Below are 20,870 nucleotides of genomic sequence, written 5' to 3'. Positions count from 1 at the left end.
ATCGTAGCTTCTAGATTTAGTTCCATCGATTTAAGCAACAAAGCCACTTGCTGGACGGCTTGAATTTTGAATTCTTCTGGATAGCGTTTTCCGCTCATAGCAACACCTCATAGTTTGTTCAATTATATAGCTATTGAGTGTCTAGAGAAGCGGGGTCTTACCATACCTTTGATAAGGTTGTAGTTTTTATCTCGACGTACAATATGATCCTCAGGGATGCTTTCTTCATCGGCCAGAAGGTAGGCTGGTAACTCATATTTTGATTTCTTGGCTTTGCATCTCAAAACAAGTTCAAGAAACCCTTCCAATGAAACCGCCGCGGGCCTTACCGATGTTGACGTATTCAAAAGCGGATAGAGAATGACGGACTCAACATCCTCCATGATGTCTAACAGACGATATTGACCATCATCGATTAAGCTGGAATTTTTGATAGCCCAAACGCTATTCCTAGGAAGATCCATATAAAAGCCCCTCACGATTTCCGGTTACAAACTTAATATCAATCAGGCCAGACTCAGGAATATTCATCGATAAATCCACATCGATTAGCTTCTCTGCTATGAGGTAACGAATTAACAACAAGGCGTCTTCATTAGAAGTAATCTGCAGGGAAATTAGCCGATTACACAGGTCCTCAATAAAAAACTGTCCTACTGCCGCTTCAACAAGAGCATGGTTAATCTGTTCGCAAGTAAAAGTCATTGGACTTTCACGAAATGGGGACGTCGCCCAACGAAGGTTGTCGCTTTGAACACGAGTTATTTCATTGCCTGTAAAATAGCTGAACTTAACGCCAAGCAGCTCCCAACATACTCGCTCGATATCTACTTTTTCTAGCACACGTCGATTGCCTGAGTCTTCTTCTGGCTTCACAGAAACTGCGTGATATATCTTGCCTTGAGGGGAGTCTATCGTGAGCAATTGATCCGTTGTCATAATAATGGGCTCTTTCGTTTCGGGATGTTTGGGGTGCTCTATACCCAAGACTTTCGCAATTTTCTGTGTGAAATTAAGAGGCAGTAGGGGGAATTGTTCTCGGATATCAAGAACAGAATTCGAAAATTCAGCTAGGTAGAAGTGCTCGCTTTCTATTGAAGACATCATATGGTGGTCTCTTTGAGTCTTCCTACCATAGATTAATGAACGTTTACCTTTAGACTTGACGTCTTGAATCCTCAACCAGGGCTTATATGAGGAACCTTCTCCTATACCATACTTGCCCTTGAGGGCTCGCTGGTAGTCTTCCAGCGACTTAAGTTTTCTGCCACGTCCCACACTGAACCCAATAAAATTCACCACGTTAAGTTAGACAGTTTAATTCTTACGGGCGAACTTTATTGTCTCAAAATGCTCTTACGGGCAAACTTTATTGTCACTACACAGATTTACACATTTTGTCCTGCGACCCAACCCGAGCTCCACGCCCACTGGAAGTTATAGCCGCCAAGCCAGCCAGACACGTCCATCACTTCACCTACAAAATACAAGCCCGACACGTTTTTCGCTTCCATGGTTTTCGATGACAACTCGTCGGTATCCACACCGCCGAGCGTTACTTCCGCGGTGCGGTAACCTTCAGTGCCGTTCGGTGCGATGTTCCAGCTGTGTAGGTAATCAGCCAGAGCTTGAATGTCTTTCGGGTTAAGCTGTTTGAGCGGTTTATCCTGCATGTCACCACGTTCCATCATGGCTTCCACCAAACGTTTTGGCAGCAAACGGGCAAGGCTGTTTTTCAGACTTTGTAGCGGATGTTTTTCACGCATGGTATTTAGCGTGTCGACAACATCCAAATCGGGTAACAAGTTCACCGAGACTTTTTCCCCTGGCTTCCAGTATGAGCTGATTTGCAGCACCACTGGGCCAGACAGCCCGCGGTGGGTAAACAGCAGGTTTTCTTTAAACAGCACGCCACTTTCGGTGGTAATGGTCACAGGGATCGCAATGCCCGACAAGTCAGCAAACGCGGTTTTGTCCTTGTCATGTAAGGTAAACGGGACCAAGCCAGCGGTGGTTGGTACGCGCGCCAAACCAAATTGTTCAGCAATCTGATAGCCAAACGGTGTTGCACCCAACTTCGGCATAGACAAACCGCCCGTCGCCACGACCAGCGACTGACACGAAACGGTGTCAGTATCCAGTTTCAGGGTAAAGCCATTCGCCGCTTTCTCAATGTCATGCACATCACAGCGGTAACGCTGCTCGACGTTCGGGAGGTCGCATTCTTTCAACAGCATGTCGACGATGTCTTTCGCGGAATCAATGCAAAATAACTGGCCGTGGTCGCGCTCTTCCCACGTAATACCGTATTCATTGACCATCGAAAAGAAATCCCATTGGCTGTATTGCGCCAATGCCGATTTAGCGAAGTGTGCGTTGCGACATACATAGTTTGCGGCGGTCACGTCGTAGTTAGTGAAGTTGCAGCGGCCACCACCGGAGATCAGGATTTTGCGTCCCGGCTTTTTGCCATTGTCGACCACCAGCACTGAGCGGCCACGCTTGCCCGCTTGCGCTGCGCACATCAGACCTGCGGCACCAGCACCAATGATCACTACATCTACTTGCTTCATTTTTCTAACTCACGACATCGAAAACGGGCGGCATTGTAGCCGCCCGACAGGTTTTGAACCAATATGAAACCTGTTTAGTTTTTATTCCCTGAAAATTCCGCGTCGGTTGAAACCGGGATCGCCGCTTCAATCGCATCATCTCGCTCAAAGGTAATGGTGCGTGTCGGGAAAGCAAAATCGGCACCGTGTGAATGCACAATGTCGACAATTTTCAGCATCACATCCTGCTTCACCTCGTGGTATCTCGCCCAATTCACGGTTTTGGTAAAAGTATAAATAAAGAAATTAAGCGAGGAGCCTGCAAACGCATCGAAGTTCACCATCAATGTCGCACTGTGCTCAATATCAGGGTGCTTTTCCAGCATGCTTTTCACATCAGAAACGATGATCGCCATTTTATCCGCATCTTTATAACGAAGGCCGATAGTTTCGTTGATTCGGCGATGCTGCATTCGAGAAGGGTTCAATACAACAATGCTGCTGAACACTGAGTTCGGAACATACAAAGGCCGACTTTCGAAGGTACGGATCATGGTCATGCGCATACCAATACGTTCAACCGTGCCTTCAATGTTTCTGTCAGGCGAGCTTATCCAATCCCCGACTTTGAACGGACGGTCAAAATAAATCATCAACCCACCAAAGAAGTTTGAGAGCAGGTCTTTCGCCGCCAAGCCGACAACCAAACCACCCACACCACCAAAGGTGAGCAACCCCGTTAGGCTGATACCAAATTCTTGCATTGCCGTCAGTAAGCCAATGACCGCCAGCATCAGACGCATAATGTGCCCCATGGCTGCCACCGTTGTCTGATCACGTTTGTCAGACTTCATCAAGTAGGCTTCAATACCATTGACCAAACGAAGCATCACCCAAAGCACGACAGCAAAAACCAGCACGCGACGTGACACCACAAACCAGTCAGTGGTCACTTTCGTCACAGCTTCGACCAAGCTGTCGATGGCATAACTCGATGGCCATAACCAAATCAATACGCTGATTGGGGAGCTCACGGCCGTTAGTAAGATTGTGTCCCACTCTGTTCTGGTTGTCTGAGCAATATTGAGTAACTTTGTGATGATAACACGCCACACCACCCAAGCCACAGCGGCAGCACCGAGCAGCAAACCAATATGCTCAATCCAGTTCCAATTCAGGTCCGGTGAACTGCTGTGCCACCAAGCGAGAAACTTGTCCACATAATCCCCTTACTTACGATTTCATTTTTCAGCGTCAGAGTAACAAAAAAAACGCTGACCAAAGCCAGCGTTTTTGAAAAATAGGATTGCCTACAAAAAAGTCTATCGCTGTCCGGCAATAATTCCTTTACCCAACATCACAGTCCAGCAAACGCCACAAAAAAGAGGGAAACAACCAAGGCGATAACCAAGGCGATCGATAGAATGAATAGGTGGCGGACTTTATTGCATTTCGCGATAAAGGCTTCGTCGTGATGGTGCATGTACTCTTGACTGCGAATGTAATGAAACAAACGCTTTTGCCGGCTAATGTCGCCTTGGGGCGAAAAGAAATTATTGCTGCCGCGATTGACCTGCTGATACAGCAAAGGGTTAGCCTCTCGCATCATACAAAGCAGTGTTCTCAGTGAACTCATATAGCGCAAGATATTCACCAGCATGACAAAAAATATCGCAATAATTAACGCGTCTCCGCTCATGGTCTCTTCTCCCATAGTTGCCGATGGGGAACCCAGCGATGAGTGAACTTTGCTGTCATCTCTTTCTGGGCCGTCCAATACAGAAGTAGATGCCGCTTTGGCATTCTCAGCCAAACCTTTATCTCTGAATAACAGGGCATTCCGTGGTCCCCACCAATTACTGTGTGCCTTTGCGCCCTCTTAAGGCGTTTTTCTTCTTTGGTTGTGTTATTTACTTTGCAGGAAACTACACCTAGCTTACCTCCCAAGCGCAAAGGTAATGTGTGCCAATTCATTGCTTTTCTCAGAAATGAATTGCATACCTTGTCTCACTCAGGCAAATCACGCATGCAATAAAGAAACACTCCCCCTCGAAGGGGTAACAGCGGTTACCAAATTGAGAAGCTTTACACAGTAAGTATAGAATTGATGAGAAAAACGCCAAGTAGATCGATGCGCTCAATTCATCAGCATTGTGATTTTCAGCCTTAGGATCTTCCCTGCCTTATCAATCCCCTAGAAAATACAACCACCAAACATTAACAATAATACCAACAAATCTTAACGATCGACGTATGCATCTCAAAATGCGCGTCAGCAGTGAGATCTGCTCGACAGTCTTGATACGGAGACAATGCTACTTTTTTCTCATCTTTCTCGGTATCTTCGTCTAATCCACGCCGAGCATTTTAGGGAGTTTGGTCATGGGCTATAAACACATTCTTGTCGCTGTTGATTTGTCTGCTGACAGCGAAAAACTGATTCAAAAAGGGGCCGCGCTGGCAGGTCCTCTCGGCGCAAAGCTCTCACTGATCCATATCGATGTGAATTACGCGCAACTCTACACAGGCCTCATCGATATCAATATGGTCGAAACGCGGAATCAAATCGTCGAAGAAGCACAGGGGCAGCTGAACAGACTAGCAAAACTTAGCACCACACCAGTGACGCACACGCTGGTCGCCAGTGGCGATCTGGCCGATGAAATCACAGAGTCCATTGGCCATTTTGGTATCGATTTGGTGATTTGTGGGCACCACCAAGATTTTTGGAGCACCCTGATTTCTTCCGCTAAGCAACTTATCAACAAGACCCCTGTCGATATGTTGATGGTGCCGCTGCCAAGTTGATCGCAGGATATTAGCAAGCTCCTCCGTCCAGAGAGACGATAGCGACACGTTGCCGCCAAATGCAGTAAACTTGGCGGCAATTTTGTGGTTTTTAGAGATTCAAGATGGGCTATCTTTCGTTCGTCACCTTTCTTTGGGCATTCTCGTTCAGCCTGATAGGTGTTTACCTTGCTGGGCAAGTCGATTCCTGGTTTTCTGTTGTCACCCGTGTTGCATTGGCAGGTGTGGTTTTCTTGCCGTTTCTGCGCTTAAAAGGCATCCCACGACCACTGATGCTCAAACTGATGGCCATCGGCGGCATTCAGCTTGGACTGATGTACTGCTTTTACTACCAGTCTTTCCTCTATCTGTCCGTGCCAGAAGTGCTGCTGTTCACCGTCTTTACCCCAGTCTACGTTACCCTAACCTACGACCTAATGAACCGTCGCTTTTCGCCTTGGTATCTCATGACGGCCGCATTGGCCGTTCTCGGCGCCGTGGTGATCAAGTTTGCGTCGGTCAATCCGAATTTTATGCTGGGTTTTTTAATTGTTCAGGGTGCAAACCTCTGTTTCGCAATCGGTCAGGTCAGTTACAAAGTTGTGATGGAGCGTACAGATAAATCGATACCACAGCACACCATTTTCGGGCTGTTCTATTTGGGTGCCTTGTGTGTAGCTGTGCCTGCTTTTCTCCTGTTAGGCAACCCAGACAAGCTACCGACCACCCATTTACAATGGGGCATATTGATCTATCTGGGTACGATTGCGTCCGGGTTGGGTTATTTCCTTTGGAACAAAGGAGCAACGCTCGTCAACACAGGCGCATTGGCGGTAATGAATAACGTGCTTGTGCCTGCGGGCATTGTCGTGAACGTATTGATTTGGAACCGCAGCGCAGATCTTGCCACGCTGGCGATGGGAGGGGCGGTGATTTTGGCATCCCTTTGGGTCAACGAAACCTGGGTGAAAAAGAAAATCGAGGCGCAAACAGCGTAAGGTTTGCACAAACAAAAACACCGCCAATCGGCGGTGTTTTATTTATCATTGAAACGCTATAGAAACGCGTACGCATCTGCAAAAAGGTGGTCACGCTCTGCACCACGCTCATTACAAAACATCTCTCGTGCCGCGCCCGCCATTTCAAAACGACCCGCCATGTAAATGTCGTACGCTGACAAAGATACGAAATCTTCCATCACCGCCTCCAGCACATTGCCCACTTTGCCATTCCAACCTTCTGACACGCTTTCAACAACCGGAATGTATGTCAGCTGACTGTTCTTCAGCGCTAATGCTTCCATTTCTTCGTTTGCATAAAGCTGGCTCAAATCACGGCCTCCCCAGTACAGGAAGATTAGCTGGGTAAAACCTTGGCTCAAACAGTGGTCCAGCATACTGCGTACATAAGAAAAGCCGGTACCGCCAGCAATCAATACCAACGGACGCTGACGCTCATCACGCAGCCAGGCATTACCATGGGGGGCTTCAATTAAAAATGAATTGTCGCCTTTCTCTAGGGTTCCCTTCGCCGCTTTTACGACTTCCGACGCATACGCATTCTCTTCCGCCGCACCGATGTGAAGCTCAAGCTCGTGGCCATTCTGGCGACAAGGGCTGCTGGCGATAGAGAAAGGACGTTTGTCTTTCTCGCCCATCACAGCCAAAAGATACTGACCTGCTTTGTATTCAACAGGCAGTTCAGGCTTCAGTAAAATTCGGTAGGTATTGTTAGCCAGTGGTGACACTGACAAGACTTCACAATTAATAGTCATCGCTTTCCTCAAAACTAACCACCAGATCGCTGCATGGAATCGCCTGACAGGCAAATATCCAGCCTTGTTCTTTTTCTTGCTCCGTGAGCATTGGCTCTAAGTGATAACGTACATCACCTTCAATCAACCTGCATAAACAGGACGCACATGCCCCGATCTGACATCGGTTAGGAAAAGGGACATCTGCCGCCAGCGCACCCTGTAAAACAGTTTGGTGCGCCGACACATCAAACGCTGTGCCTGATGGCATTAGATGTACCCGAAACATCATTTATAAACCCAGTTTACTCCACATATCGTCGACTTTTGCAACGATAGCGGGATCTTTGCTGATGGGCGTGCCCCACTCTCGTGTCGACTCACCCGGCCATTTATTCGTGGCATCCAGTCCCATTTTAGACCCCACAGCAGCGACAAGCGACTCTAGGTCGTCAACGGCGTTGCCGCGCACAAGGGTATCACGAGCCGGATCCATTCGGGTTGTAATCGCCCAAATTACATCGTGCCAATCGCGCAGCTTCACATCTTCTTCGTCGAACACCATGACAAATTTCAAATCCACATGTTGTTCAAACGCGTCCCATATTGCTTTGATAATGCGAGTGCCATCGCCTGCAGCTCGCTTGCGGATACTCGCCAATACCATGCTGTTAGCATTCGCTTCGGTTGGTAAGTGAACATCCACTAACTCAGGGTAAGCCTGTTTCAGCACACTCACGCAGGCGTCTATCACGTCAGTCTGTGCTGCACGAAGCGTTGAGAATGCATAACCAACGTTCTCTGCCTCCCATTTTCTCGTCGCATCAAGGCCCATCTTAGAACCCAGACCTGCAACCGGTGATGCAAAGTCCAGCGAATCTATTGGCGTATGCTCAATGAATAGCGTATCGCGTTTGGGATCCATATGGGTTGTCATGGCCTGTATCACACTCTGCCAATCACGGGCATTCACATCATGGTCACACACCACCACATATTTGGTGTACATGAATTGTCGCAAGAAAGACCACACCCCCATCATTACGCGCTTGGCATGACCCGGATACTGTTTTTTCATGGTCACAACCGCCATACGGTATGAACAGCCTTCGGGTGGCAGGTAGAAGTCTTCAATTTCAGGGAACTGCTTTTGCAATATGGGGACAAATACTTCGTTCAATGCCACACCTAGAACTGCCGGTTCATCGGGTGGACGCCCCGTGTAGGTGCTGTGATAAATCGGCTTTTGACGCATGGTGACATGTGTCACTGTGAATACATGGTGGCGTTCAACTTCGTTGTAATAACCCGTGTGGTCGCCGTACGGCCCTTCCTCGGCAAACTCGTTTGGGTCGATGTAGCCTTCCATCACGATTTCCGCACTGGCTGGCACGTCCAAGTCATTGCTGATACTTTTCACCACTTCGGTTTTGCTGCCGCGAAGCAATCCCGCGAACGCATATTCAGACAACGTATCGGGCACTGGCGTCACAGCACCAAGAATGGTCGCGGGATCAGCACCAAAGGCCACCGACACGGGAAAACGCTCGCCCGGGTGGGTTTCCATCCAATCACGCAAGTCCAGAGCGCCGCCACGGTGCGCCAACCAACGCATAATGACTTTGTTTTTGCCTATTTTCTGCTGGCGATAGATACCTAAATTTTGGCGTTTTTTGGTTGGCCCTCGGGTAATGGTCAGCCCCCACGTCAGCAGCGGTGCAACATCGCCAGGCCAACAACTCATCACTGGGATCTTATCCAAATCCACTTCGTCCCCGTGCCAGATAATCTCCTGACACGGCGCCTTGCGTAACCTTTTTGCAGGCATATTCAGCACTTGACGAAACACCGGTAATTTTTCTAATGCATCTTTGAAGCCTTTTGGCGGCTCGGGCTCTTTGAGGTAGGCCAGTAACTTGCCCACTTCACGCAGCTCTTTAACCTCAGCTCGTCCCATGCCGATCGCCACACGTTTCGGCGTGCCGAACAGGTTTGCCAATACGGGAATGTCATACCCCACAGGGTTTTCAAACAACAAGGCAGGCCCACCCGCACGAAGCACTCGGTCAGCAATTTCAGTGATTTCTTGGTCAGGGTCGACCGGGTGAGAGATGCGCTTTAATTCGCCAATGGATTCCAAATGATCGAGGAATACTCGCAGATCAGTAAATTTCATAACCTTCCTGAGTAGATTGTTCGGCTGAATGGGTGCCCTATACGTGCGAAAATACACGAAAGCCTCAATACAATGAGGCTATCACGCTTACTGGGTCAGGGTCTTGAGTCCTTTTTCAATATTTCTTCGCGTTACACCCGATGTGGTTTTCGCCAATTCAGTCAGCCACACTTTATGGCCATGCTGTGCCAGCATAACCGCTACGTCATTACCGATACTACGGTTGCCTAGCTGCTTAAGCATAAACGCCTTCACCGTCTCTGGCATGGGGTGCAACTGCGCCAGTTGTCGGTTTGCGGAGTTCGTCAATACTGGGTTACTCGTCGCGGCCATCATCTGCGTTATCGCTGCTGGCGTCACTGGCGGGGAACTTAATTTTAGCAAAGCATTGAGACTGTAAGAATCTGTTCGCCGCAGCCACAAAAGCTGGTACAGCACCTCACTTTGAGTGTGTTCAATTAACGCCGCCAAAATGGCGTTATCAGGTACCCAAACCATGTTTTTATCATTGAGATACACTGTTTCAAGCTTTGTCAGCGCAGCAGGCTCCATACTGGGAATCGCATCAAGAACGGCCTGACGATGCAATGGGTAATCGGGAGAGGAAAATGCTAGCCAACTGGCAAGCGACAATTGATCAGCAGCCAGCAGTTGTAGAGCTTGTGCCTGCAATTGGTGAATTTGCCAATGGTTCAGCACCCACTTTGCTTCCCCCGCGTAATTAAACGCAGGCATGGTGGCCCAGAATCCATCTCCTTGGCTTCTCACCATATACTTGGGCTGTTGCTGACTAATGGTGGTTAAAAACGCTTCCCGCTCTGACGTCATCCGCGAAAAATCGAATGCTCTGCGCGACAATATGGTCAGAATTTCTTCTTGAAGTAGCTCTGGCTGCGAGGAAAGGTAAGCCTTGAGTGGCGCTAACTTGTTGTCATCAAAAAGCTGTCTGGCATGCAAAACAATAGACACATGACCAGGCTCAGCCATATGTGCGGCAACGTCGTTTGGCGTCAAGGTAATCGCATTCGCCGTAGCACTGACAATACCGACACCCACCAACATGAGTGTAACCAGAAACCGTTTCATCCTAGAAATCCTAAGTCAGCTCGTCCCTTTGAGCCAACGGTGTTACTGTAAGCCATAATTTTGCGGCGCACGTGTCCCTTTAGCAACTAACAGAATCGTTAGCAGATGTTACAACTTTCTAAGGCGTTATCTTACATTCCGCCATAAGAGACATCACACGTGGTTTTGTTCTATCTACAAATATGAAAAAAGCACCGTTTTTACGGTGCTTTTTGTCTCTTGAAGTGTGTCGTTATGATTTCTGACGACGCATTGCTTCAAAGAACTCATTGTTGGTCTTGGTCATCGCAAGCTTATCAAGCAGGAATTCCATCGCTTCTGCTTCGCCCATTGGGTGAACAATTTTGCGTAGGATCCACATTCTCTGTAGCTCATCAGGCTTGGTCAGAAGCTCTTCACGACGGGTACCAGAACGAGTGAAGTCAATCGCAGGGAAGACACGCTTCTCGGCAATCTTACGAGACAGGTGCAGTTCCATGTTACCTGTACCTTTAAACTCTTCGTAGATAACTTCATCCATCTTAGAACCGGTATCAACCAGTGCTGTCGCGATGATGGTCAGGCTACCGCCTTCCTCGACGTTACGTGCTGCACCGAAGAAGCGCTTAGGACGATGTAGTGCATTCGCATCCACACCACCCGTCAGAACTTTACCTGAGCTAGGCACCACAGTGTTATAAGCACGTGCCAGACGTGTAATAGAATCCAGCAGGATTACCACGTCTTTTTTGTGTTCAACCAGACGCTTCGCCTTTTCGATTACCATTTCAGCAACCTGAACGTGACGGCTTGCTGGCTCATCGAACGTCGATGCAATTACTTCGCCCTTAACCAGACGTTGCATCTCGGTCACTTCTTCTGGACGTTCGTCAATCAGAAGTACCATCAACTCACACTCAGGGTGGTTGTGGGCAATGCTTTGAGCAATATTCTGTAGCAGTATGGTTTTACCCGCTTTTGGCGGAGCCACAATCAGACCACGTTGACCTTTACCAATTGGCGAAGCCAAATCCAGTACACGTGCCGTGATGTCTTCGGTTGAACCGTTACCACGCTCCATCACCATGCGCTCGTTTGCATGCAAAGGCGTCAGGTTTTCAAACAGGATTTTGTTACGGGCATTATCAGGTTTGTCGTGGTTAACTTCATTCACTTTCAACAGTGCGAAGTAACGCTCACCGTCTTTCGGTGGACGAATTTTGCCTGAAATGGTGTCACCCGTGCGCAGGTTGAAGCGACGGATTTGGCTCGGCGATACGTAAATATCGTCAGGGCCTGCAAGGTAAGAGCTGTCTGCGCTGCGCAGGAAGCCGAAGCCGTCCTGAAGAATTTCCAGCACACCGTTCCCAAAGATGTCTTCGCCACCTTTCGCGTGTTGCTTAAGGATTGCAAAAATAATGTCTTGTTTACGGAGGCGGGCAAGGTTTTCAAGGCCCATGCTTTCGCCCAAAGCGACCAGCTCGGAAACGGCCTGATTCTTCAGTTCGGTAAGATTCATAGTGGTAGGTGTCTTGTCAGTCAAAGTTGAGATCTGATTTAGTTAGAATGTAGTAATCACGGATGCGATCAAGAAATGAACAGATGAACAATTTACGTGCAATAAATTAGCACTAGATCGGGAATGTGTCTAGTTGGTAGGAACAAATAAGCCGTGTCAGAGGTAGTACACGGCTTATCGATCACATTACAGGTTTGCGTCCAGGAACTCTTTCAGTTGAGTCTTAGACAGAGCACCAACCTTGGTTGCTGCCACACCGCCGTCTTTGAAAAGCAGCAGTGTTGGAATACCGCGAATACCAAATTTAGGTGGTGTACCTGCGTTTTGGTCGATATTCAGTTTACCGATAGTGACTTTGCCTTCGTATTCTTCAGCGATTTCGTCAAGAATCGGGGCGATCATTTTACATGGACCACACCACTCTGCCCAGAAATCTACCAGTACAGGGCCTGCGGCATTAATTACATCTGCGTCGAAGCTGGCGTCGGTCAGCTGCAAAATCTTGTCGCTCATCTTTCACTCCAATGATTATTTTTTGTCACTGGTGATATACCAACCAGCAAATCATCGCACTATTTGAATGTATTCACTATCGTATTGCAAGCCTAAGCTGATATTCTATGCAGATGAAAATGACGCATCTCACAGAGCAGAAATTTGCCGACTTCGGACTTCACGCCGATGTTATCAAGGGTTTGGAAGAAAAAGGGTTTCATAATTGTACCCCTATCCAAGCCTTGGCATTGCCGGTCCTGCTCACCGGCCAAGACATTGCAGGACAGGCCCAAACGGGTACCGGTAAAACACTGGCATTCCTGACTGCTACTTTCCATCATCTGCTGACAACGGAAGCACCTGCTGACCGCAAGACAAACTGTCCGCGTGCCATCATCATGGCACCAACACGCGAACTTGCGATCCAGATCTACAATGACGCTGCTCCGTTGCTAGCCTCAACCTCACTGACCGCAGGCCTTGCTTACGGTGGTGAAGCTTACGAAAAGCAAAAAGAAGTGCTGGACAACGGCGTTGATATTCTTATCGGCACCTGCGGTCGCATTATCGACTTCTACAAACAACGCGTGATCAATCTGCGTTCAATCCAAGTTGTTGTTCTCGATGAAGCCGATCGTATGTTCGACCTGGGCTTTATCAAAGACATTCGCTTTTTGTTCCGTCGCATGCCTGCGCCTGCTGATCGTCTCAATATGCTGTTTTCTGCCACGCTGTCTTACCGCGTTCAAGAGTTGGCATTCGAACACATGACCAACCCAGAGCACGTGGTTGTCGAACCAGAGCAAAAAACCGGTCACCGCATCAAAGAAGAGCTGTTCTACCCATCGAACACCGACAAGATGCAACTGCTTCAAACCTTGATTGAAGAAGAATGGCCTGAGCGTGCAATTGTATTCGCAAACACCAAACACCGCTGTGAAGAGATTTGGGGCCATCTGGCTGCCGATGACATTCGTGCGGGTCTACTGACGGGTGACGTGCCTCAGAAGAAGCGTGTGAAGATTCTGGAAGAGTTCACCAAAGGTAACGTCGATGTCTTAGTGGCAACTGACGTTGCAGCCCGTGGCCTACACATTCCTCAGGTGACGCACGTATTCAACTACGACCTGCCTGACGATTGCGAAGACTATGTACACCGTATCGGCCGTACTGGTCGTGCTGGCGCAAGCGGCTCATCCATCAGTTTTGCCTGTGAAGAGTATGCGGTAAACCTGCCAGCGATCGAAGAGTACATTGCTCACGCGATCCCGATGTCAGAATACAACCAAGACGCACTGATGACTGACCTACCTGCACCTATCAAGGTTCAGCGTCCTCGTCAGGTAAACAATCGCCGTAACACGACAGGGAAAACGTCAGGCTCTCAACCACGTGGCCGTGGTCGCCGTCGCCCATCGACACCAAAAGCGTAATACAATCAGGGGTAACCAAGCATGGATAACGCGCGTTCGCCCCTGTTCGCTGCCATTGACCTCGGCTCGAACAGCTTCCACATGTTGGTTGTTCGAGAGGTTCAGGGCAGCGTACAAACGCTGGCAAAGATAAAACGTAAAGTTCGTCTCGCTTCCGGCTTAGACGATAACCTAATGCTGTCTCATGACGCCATGCAGCGTGGATGGGACTGTCTGTCTCTTTTTGCCGAAAGGCTTCAAGACATTCCTTCTAGCAATATCCGTATTGTCGCAACAGCAGCACTGCGCAGCGCTAAGAACGCCGATGTTTTTATCGCGAACGCCAATCAGATTTTAGGTCACCCCATCACCGTCATTACGGGTGAGCAGGAGGCCTGCACCATTTATCAAGGCGTGGCGCATACATCCGGTGGAAAAGGTAAACGTCTGGTAGTGGATATTGGTGGAGCCAGTACCGAAATCATCATCGGTAAAGGCTTTGACGCTGCAGCTTTGACCAGCCTTGATATGGGTTGCGTTACCTGGCTGGAAAAACACTTCAAAGACCGATCACTCACAGACGCTAGCTTTCAACGTGCAGTCAACGGCGCAAAAGCAGTACTCGCACCGATGATCAAACAGTATCGGGAGTTAGGCTGGGAAATGTGTGTGGGTGCCAGTGGGACAGTGCAGGCGCTGCAGGAGATCATGGTCACTCAAGGCATGGATGAAACCATCACCTTGGCGAAACTCCATCGTCTTCGCAAACAAGCCATTGGCTTTGGTCAGGTGGAAGAGCTTGATATCGACGGCCTGACACTTGAGCGTGCACTAGTGTTTCCAAGTGGTCTCTCTATTCTGATCGCTATCTTTGAAGAACTAGGCATAGAATCCATGACCTTGGCTGGCGGTGCACTGCGCGAAGGCTTGGTGTATGGCATGATGGATACAATGCAGCAGCAGGATATTCGTCAGCGTACCATTCTAAGCATACAGTCGCGCTTTCAGCTCGACACAACGCATGCTGACAATGTGGCACAAACCGCATTGTCTTTGCTTGCGCAATGCGGTGATGGTTGGGTGAAAGAGCCCGTCGCACCTACACTTTTAGCGGCGGCGGCAGCCTTTCACGAAATAGGCATTACGCTAGGCTTCAAACGCGACGGTGAACATGCCGCTTACTTGCTGAACCATCTCGATCTTCCCGGCTTCACGCTGGCGCAGAAACAGTTACTGGCAGAAATGGTACGCCACTATCGCGAACAACTGGTGCCGATCAGCGGGCAAAATGCCTTGTCGTCGACAAGTGCTAACCGTCTTCTGCGTCTGTTGCGATTGTCGGTTATTCTCTGTCATCGCCGAGAGAAAGAGGCTATTCCGACATTCCAATTGGATGCAAAAGACGACGTACTGACATTGAACTTGGAAAAAGGCTGGTTGGAAGGCAATGCTTTAATGACCAACGAGCTGACACTCGAAGAGCAGCGTCAAAGCGACAACTACTGGCCGCTGACAATCCAAGCGTGAGTCCGCTTTCAGTGAACACAAAAAAAGCACGCCAAGGCGTGCTTTTTTTGTGTGACGTATAAGGCTTAGATGCCAATCCCACTATGGCGTAGCAATGCATCCGGTGATGGTTCACGGCCACGGAAGCGTTTGAACAGTTCCATAGGCTCTTCACTGCCGCCACGCTCAAGAATATTCTCTAGGAATGACTTACCTGTCTCAGTGTTAAAGATACCTTCTTCTTCAAAGCGACTGAACGCATCCGAAGACAGCACTTCCGCCCACAGGTAGCTGTAGTAGCCCGCGCTGTAGCCACCCGCAAAAATATGGCTAAACGAATGCGGGAAACGGTTCCATTCTGGAGAGGAAACAACCGCCACACGGCTTTTTACATCGGCCAATGTTTCCAACACCTTTGCGCCCTCTTCTGGGTCAAAGCGCGTGAACAGGGTGAAATCAAACATGCTGAATTCCAACTGACGCAACATGCCCATGGCTGAATTGTAGTTTTTCGCTGCCAGCATCTTGTCCAGCATGTCTTTTGGTAAAGGTTCGCCCGTTTCGTAGTGGCCGGAGATAAACGCTAGCGCTTCTTCCTGCCAGCACCAGTTTTCCATGAACTGACTTGGCAGTTCAACCGCATCCCAAGGCACACCGTTGATGCCCGATACCGACGAGATATCAACTTTGGTCAGCATGTGATGAATACCGTGACCAAACTCATGGAAAAGAGTGACCACTTCATCGTGAGTAAACAGTGCAGGCTTACCACCCACAGGCTTGTTGAAGTTACAGGTCAAGTACGCGACCGGTGCTTGCACCTCGCCAGAGTCGGTTACACGACGTACTCGACACTCATCCATCCACGCACCACCACGTTTGTGTTCCCTCGCGTACAAATCAAGGTAGAAGCTGCCACGCAGCTCACCGTTTGCATCAAAAATGTCATAGAACGACACAGACTCATGCCAAACATCCACACCTTCACGGCGTTTTACATCCATGCCAAATACGCGTTTGAGCACTTCAAACAAGCCTGACACCGCACGATCTTCTGGGAAATAAGGACGCAGCTCTTCATCCGAAATGCTGAACTGGTGTTGCTTGAGCTTCTCGGCGTAGTAGCCTACATCCCAAGGTTCAAGTTCTTCAACATTGAAGTTGTCTTTCGCAAACTGCTTGAGTGCAGCAAACTCTTTTTCGCCTTGCGGGCGCGCTTTTTCCGCCATCTCGTTCAGGAAGGTCATCACCTGCTCGGTAGATGTCGCCATCTTGGTCGCCAATGACAATTCACTGTATGTAGCAAAACCCAGTAAACGGGCTATTTCATTTTTCAGTAGCAGGGTTTCATTGATGAGGTCAGTATTATCCCACGTGCCCGCATTTGGACCGCGGTCGGATGCACGCGTGGTATACGCTTCGTACATTTCACGGCGAAGTTCGCGGTTATCACAGTAAGTCATCACTGGCAGGTAAGACGGAATATCCAATGTCAGCAGATAGCCATTCTGCTCTTTATCTTCTGCTTGCGCTTGTGCCGCAGCCAATGCTGACTCTGGCATACCTGCCAAGTCAGCAACATCAGAAATGAGTTTGCTCCACCCCATGGTGGCATCCAGTACGTTGTTAGAGAAATTTGAGGATAGCTCCGACAGGCGCTTGCTGATCTCACCAAAACGATGCTGCTCTTTTGGCGCCAAACCAATGCCTGATAATTCAAAGTCACGTAGCGAGTCTGTGATGGTCTTTTGTTGTGCCAGTGTTAGCAGGTGGAAATCATCACGCGCTTTGATTGCTTTATACGCATCATAAAGCGGCTTATGTTGACCAACCCATGTCGAGTAATCAGACAGCATCGGCAGACACGCTTCATAAGCTTCGCGCAGCGCTTTGCTGTTCAACACTGCGTTCATGTGGCCGATTGGCGACCAAATGCGACTCAAGCGATCGTCACTGTCTGCCAGCGGCGCACAAATGCTGTCCCAGCTCGGATCTGTATTGTTTTCAAGCACAGCTTCAATCGCCGTACGGCAATCCGCAATCGCCTGCTCAACCGCAGGCTGAACGTGCTCCGGTTTGATTTCAGAAAAAGGAGGCAAATCAGTAAACGTTAACAGCGGGTTGGACATTGTCAGTTCCTTTAAATTTCTCAGACTTTGTATTTATGGCGGCATATTGGCACGTTTTCAATGCTCAGCCATCAATATCGCTAACCAAGCCGAAACAACTTACGTTCACGTTGCTTGGGGATCTCCTCTCAATAAGCGATAATGCTCACTACTTTTTTAAATGTTTTTCTGCAGGTCTCACCATGCTCAGTTATCGCCACAGCTTTCACGCTGGCAACCATGCGGATGTGGTTAAACACATCGTGCAAAGCCTTATCATTGAATCGCTAAAGCAAAAGGATAAAGCGTTTGTATACCACGACACCCACAGCGGTGCAGGTCGTTATGATTTGTCAGATGAACGCGCGGAGAAAACCGGCGAATACAAAGAAGGCATCGGTCTGATTTGGGAGCGAGACGATATTCCAGAAGAAATCGCCCCCTACGTCAACACGATCAAATCACTGAATCAAGGTGACGCGCTGCGCTACTACCCTGGATCTCCACGCGTGGGCCGCAATCTGTTGCGAGATCAAGACCGCGCCATTTTCACCGAACTTCACCCAAGTGATTTTCCGTTGCTACTGCAAGAGTTTCGCGGTGACCGTCAGGTGAAAATGCACAAAGAAGACGGCTACGCGCGCCTGAAAGCCAGTCTCCCACCCAAAGAACGTCGTGGCGTGGTGTTGATTGACCCTCCGTATGAACTAAAACACGAATACCAAGACGTGGTGGATGCGATTGAAGAAAGCATCGCGCGCTGGGAAACGGGTACGTATGCAATCTGGTATCCGGTCGTTTACCGTAAGAACGTTGATTTGATCACCAAAGGTTTGGAAAAACTTGGGGTGCGAAAAATTCTTCAGATTGAATTAGGCGTCGCACCAGATAGCGAAGAGCGTGGCATGACGGCTTCCGGCATGATTGTTATCAACCCACCTTGGAAGCTAGAGCAACAGATGAAGAAAGTCCTGCCATGGCTGCAGTCAGTGATCGCACCGAATACCGGTCACCACCTTGTCGAGTGGGTTGTGCCTGAATAAGAGGCAGACGAATAAAGGTCTGATACTATGTGGGGATGCTAACGTATCCCCGCTCAACGGGAATAAAAATTAAAAAACATGGAGAAAATCATGGCCAAGCATTTTGATTATATTTGTATCGGCGGCGGTAGCGGCGGTATTGCCTCAGCAAACCGTGCGTCTATGTACGGTGCGAAGGTCGCGTTAATTGAAGCGCGCCACCTCGGCGGCACGTGTGTCAACGTTGGCTGTGTGCCAAAGAAAGTCATGTGGCACGGCGCTCAGATTGCAGAGGCAATCAAAATGTATGGCCCTGATTACGGCTTTAATACCACGTTGAACAACTTTGACTGGGCGAAATTGGTTGAAAACCGTGAAGCCTACATCGGTCGCATCCACACCGCGTATGAGAATGTACTGGGCAAGAACAACATCGAAGTAATTGAAGGCTTCGGAACCTTTGTTGATGCGAAAACCGTAGAAGTAGATGGAGAGCAGTACACCGCCGACAACATACTGATCGCCGTCGGCGGCGCGCCTACTATTCCGAATATTCCAGGTGCAGAGCACGGCATTGATTCGAACGGCTTCTTCGAACTAAACGAGCAGCCAAAACGTGTTGCCGTTGTGGGTGCAGGTTACATCGCGGTGGAGATTGCAGGTGTATTGAATGCGCTAGGTACCGATACGCACCTGTTCGTGCGTAAAGAAACCCCGCTTCGCACCTTCGACCCAATGATTGTCGATACGCTGGTTGAAGTAATGGCAAAAGAAGGCCCAAGCCTGCACAACTACTCTGTGCCAAAAGAAGTGGTGAAAGAAGCCGACGGCACGCTGACACTGCATTTTGAAAGCGGCGCAAGCCACAACACCGATGTGCTGATCTGGGCAATCGGCCGTCACCCAACCACTGACAAAATCAACTTAGCGGCAGCCGGCGTTGAGACGAACGATCGCGGCTACATCAAGGTGGATGAATACCAGAACACTAATGTGCCTGGGGTTTACTGTGTCGGTGACATCATGGAAGGTGGTGTTGAGCTGACACCTGTTGCGGTTAAGGCTGGTCGTCAACTGTCAGAGCGCCTGTTCAATGGTAAAACTACCGCGAAGATGGACTATACACTGATCCCAACAGTGGTGTTCAGCCACCCACCAATCGGCACCATTGGCTTGACGGAACAAGAAGCGAAGGCGCAATACGGCGAAGATAACGTGAAGGTTTACACATCCGGTTTCACAGCAATGTACACAGCTGTTACCCAACACCGTCAGCCATGTAAGATGAAGCTGGTGTGCGCAGGTGAAGAAGAAACCGTCGTTGGTCTACACGGCATCGGCTTTGCCGTTGATGAAATGATCCAAGGCTTCGGTGTTGCAATGAAAATGGGCGCAACCAAAGCGGATTTTGACAGCGTAGTTGCGATACACCCTACGGGTTCTGAGGAATTCGTGACGATGAGATAACGGTCGTTCCTTTGCGCACCGATTAGATTGTAACGGAGCGCGAAGACACCGATTTTGAAAATTCAACGTCAAATAGACACGAAAAGTAGGTCTGCAATTAGCAGGCCTTTTTTGCATATGTACAAAAGAAGAAAGGCGCCATATCTTCTCCTCACCCCCAAAAAACAAACCAATAAAAACCCATTAAATTCATAAGCTTATATCAATCTCTTAATTTAATTCAAAAAATGGCTTTACATAACCATTATTTCGCTCAATAATGGCGTCGCTCTGTTGTTCAGAGTTATTAAATGAAAAAATATAGTAAAAGTAAAACCCTCAGAATATCTTCGTAATTGTTGCAATCCTCAGTGTTTCCCTTAGCTTAATCAAAACATTAAATAATTCCAGCTTTCAGCGCATCGCATATTAATCGCGATTAATTTAATTTTATATAAGGGACACATAATGTCTAATTCAAATAAAGCAACTGGTCTAGTAAAATGGTTTAACGAAGAGAAAGGTTTTGGCTTTATCTCTCAAGACAATGGTGGCGCTGATGTGTTTGTACACTTCCGTGCAATTGCTTCTGAAGGATTTAAAACTCTTTCTGAAGGCCAAAAAGTTTCTTTCGAAGTTGAGCAAGGCCAAAAAGGCCCTCAAGCTGCAAACGTTGTAGCGCTTTAATTTCGAATTGTAGCGTAAATTATCTCTGTATAATTTACGCCGCAGTAATCTCTACCAGTCATTTATCTATTATTATTGAAAGCATCAAGCATCCCTACATTTGTAGCATCCTTCTCTACTTTCTCATCACATCATAATAAATAAATTCAAATACCAAACCATATGTAATTCGTTAATTTCGAATTTGTATCTATTGGTTTAAATATCCCGAGGTATATATGTCACGTTCTAACGGTCGTAAACGTTTTTGGTTCCAACAAAATAAAAATCAAGAAACAAGGTAATTATATGATAATTAATTTCAATTTATTTAAGAACAAGCATTCATGGAATTCAACGGTT

At 48.3% G+C, this 20,870-nt stretch carries 19 protein-coding genes and 1 pseudogene; 7 read left to right on the top strand and 13 right to left on the bottom strand.

Features of this window, described 5'->3' with window-relative positions; genetic code table 11:
• Nucleotides 1-122 precede the first annotated feature (122 nt).
• The 5 genes from B5D35_RS14555 to uspB form a co-directional block, all read right to left on the bottom strand.
• Complete coding sequence (locus B5D35_RS14555) at nt 123-464, bottom strand: hypothetical protein (RefSeq protein ID WP_244556616.1); 342 nt, start codon at nt 462-464, stop codon at nt 123-125.
• Entirely contained in the window at nt 451-1,107 is a 657-nt protein-coding gene (locus tag B5D35_RS14550) for a TnsA endonuclease N-terminal domain-containing protein (protein ID WP_244556615.1), read from the bottom strand. The genes B5D35_RS14555 and B5D35_RS14550 overlap by 14 nt, the downstream gene beginning before the upstream one ends.
• 281 nt (nt 1,108-1,388) lie before the next feature.
• Entirely contained in the window at nt 1,389-2,573 is a 1,185-nt protein-coding gene (locus B5D35_RS14545) for a BaiN/RdsA family NAD(P)/FAD-dependent oxidoreductase (RefSeq protein WP_078753274.1), read from the bottom strand.
• Nucleotides 2,574-2,647: 74 nt separating this feature from the next.
• Entirely contained in the window at nt 2,648-3,772 is a 1,125-nt protein-coding gene (locus tag B5D35_RS14540) for a mechanosensitive ion channel family protein (protein ID WP_078753273.1), read from the bottom strand.
• Nucleotides 3,773-3,909: 137 nt separating this feature from the next.
• Nucleotides 3,910-4,251: a universal stress protein UspB gene (uspB, locus tag B5D35_RS14535; protein WP_078753279.1), complete on the bottom strand. Its 342-nt coding sequence runs from the start codon at nt 4,249-4,251 to the stop codon at nt 3,910-3,912.
• A gap of 683 nt (nt 4,252-4,934) precedes the next feature.
• Between uspB and B5D35_RS14530 the strand changes: the two genes are divergently transcribed.
• Nucleotides 4,935-5,360 (top strand): universal stress protein, encoded by a 426-nt coding sequence (locus tag B5D35_RS14530; RefSeq protein WP_078753272.1) that lies wholly within the window; start codon nt 4,935-4,937, stop codon nt 5,358-5,360.
• 104 nt (nt 5,361-5,464) lie between these two features.
• On the top strand, nt 5,465-6,337 hold the full coding sequence (locus B5D35_RS14525; protein ID WP_078753271.1) for a carboxylate/amino acid/amine transporter: 873 nt from the start codon (nt 5,465-5,467) through the stop codon (nt 6,335-6,337).
• 56 nt (nt 6,338-6,393) lie between these two features.
• Here B5D35_RS14525 and fre read toward each other — a convergent pair whose 3' ends face one another.
• The 7 genes and pseudogenes from fre to trxA all read right to left on the bottom strand — a co-directional run bounded on the left by fre (nt 6,394) and on the right by trxA (nt 12,365).
• Complete coding sequence (fre, locus tag B5D35_RS14520; RefSeq protein ID WP_078753270.1) at nt 6,394-7,113, bottom strand: NAD(P)H-flavin reductase; 720 nt, start codon at nt 7,111-7,113, stop codon at nt 6,394-6,396.
• Nucleotides 7,103-7,381 carry a 2Fe-2S iron-sulfur cluster-binding protein gene (locus B5D35_RS14515; RefSeq protein ID WP_078753278.1) on the bottom strand — a complete coding sequence of 93 codons (279 nt, stop codon included), beginning with the start codon at nt 7,379-7,381 and terminating at the stop codon, nt 7,103-7,105. Before B5D35_RS14515 ends, fre begins: the two co-directional genes overlap by 11 nt.
• A 3-nt stretch (nt 7,382-7,384) precedes the next feature.
• Nucleotides 7,385-7,825: a UbiD family decarboxylase gene (locus tag B5D35_RS25505; protein WP_425291239.1), complete on the bottom strand. Its 441-nt coding sequence runs from the start codon at nt 7,823-7,825 to the stop codon at nt 7,385-7,387.
• 65 nt (nt 7,826-7,890) lie between these two features.
• Nucleotides 7,891-9,268: pseudogene (gene ubiD / locus B5D35_RS14510) on the bottom strand (4-hydroxy-3-polyprenylbenzoate decarboxylase); the annotation flags it as partial.
• Between the two features lie 87 nt (nt 9,269-9,355).
• Nucleotides 9,356-10,354 carry a hypothetical protein gene (locus B5D35_RS14505; protein ID WP_078753268.1) on the bottom strand — a complete coding sequence of 333 codons (999 nt, stop codon included), beginning with the start codon at nt 10,352-10,354 and terminating at the stop codon, nt 9,356-9,358.
• A gap of 232 nt (nt 10,355-10,586) precedes the next feature.
• Nucleotides 10,587-11,852 (bottom strand): transcription termination factor Rho, encoded by a 1,266-nt coding sequence (rho, locus tag B5D35_RS14500; RefSeq protein ID WP_198557038.1) that lies wholly within the window; start codon nt 11,850-11,852, stop codon nt 10,587-10,589.
• A 186-nt stretch (nt 11,853-12,038) separates the two neighbouring features.
• Nucleotides 12,039-12,365 (bottom strand): thioredoxin TrxA, encoded by a 327-nt coding sequence (trxA, locus tag B5D35_RS14495; protein ID WP_078753266.1) that lies wholly within the window; start codon nt 12,363-12,365, stop codon nt 12,039-12,041.
• A 113-nt stretch (nt 12,366-12,478) separates the two neighbouring features.
• On the opposite strand from trxA, the gene rhlB reads away from it, so the two are divergent.
• Nucleotides 12,479-13,780 (top strand): ATP-dependent RNA helicase RhlB, encoded by a 1,302-nt coding sequence (rhlB, locus tag B5D35_RS14490; RefSeq protein ID WP_101210199.1) that lies wholly within the window; start codon nt 12,479-12,481, stop codon nt 13,778-13,780.
• Between the two features lie 21 nt (nt 13,781-13,801).
• The gene (gene gppA / locus B5D35_RS14485) at nt 13,802-15,286 is read left to right on the top strand and encodes a guanosine-5'-triphosphate,3'-diphosphate diphosphatase (protein ID WP_078753265.1); all 1,485 of its coding nucleotides are present in this window, start codon (nt 13,802-13,804) and stop codon (nt 15,284-15,286) included.
• Between the two features lie 65 nt (nt 15,287-15,351).
• Here gppA and prlC read toward each other — a convergent pair whose 3' ends face one another.
• Nucleotides 15,352-17,394: an oligopeptidase A gene (gene prlC, locus B5D35_RS14480; RefSeq protein WP_078753264.1), complete on the bottom strand. Its 2,043-nt coding sequence runs from the start codon at nt 17,392-17,394 to the stop codon at nt 15,352-15,354.
• A 182-nt stretch (nt 17,395-17,576) separates the two neighbouring features.
• On the opposite strand from prlC, the gene B5D35_RS14475 reads away from it, so the two are divergent.
• From B5D35_RS14475 to cspE, 3 genes are all read left to right on the top strand, one after another.
• Nucleotides 17,577-18,416, top strand: coding sequence for a 23S rRNA (adenine(2030)-N(6))-methyltransferase RlmJ (locus tag B5D35_RS14475; protein ID WP_078753276.1), 840 nt, complete (start codon nt 17,577-17,579; stop codon nt 18,414-18,416).
• A 90-nt stretch (nt 18,417-18,506) separates the two neighbouring features.
• The gene (gene gorA / locus B5D35_RS14470) at nt 18,507-19,862 is read left to right on the top strand and encodes a glutathione-disulfide reductase (protein ID WP_078753263.1); all 1,356 of its coding nucleotides are present in this window, start codon (nt 18,507-18,509) and stop codon (nt 19,860-19,862) included.
• A 447-nt stretch (nt 19,863-20,309) separates the two neighbouring features.
• Nucleotides 20,310-20,528 (top strand): transcription antiterminator/RNA stability regulator CspE, encoded by a 219-nt coding sequence (gene cspE, locus B5D35_RS14465; RefSeq protein WP_078753262.1) that lies wholly within the window; start codon nt 20,310-20,312, stop codon nt 20,526-20,528.
• Nucleotides 20,529-20,870: the final 342 nt, after the last annotated feature.

Source organism: Enterovibrio nigricans DSM 22720, assembly GCF_900167155.1.
GTDB lineage: Bacteria > Pseudomonadota > Gammaproteobacteria > Enterobacterales > Vibrionaceae > Enterovibrio > Enterovibrio nigricans.
Note: the sequence above shows the minus strand (reverse complement) of the source record. Positions and strands in the feature narration are given on the sequence as shown.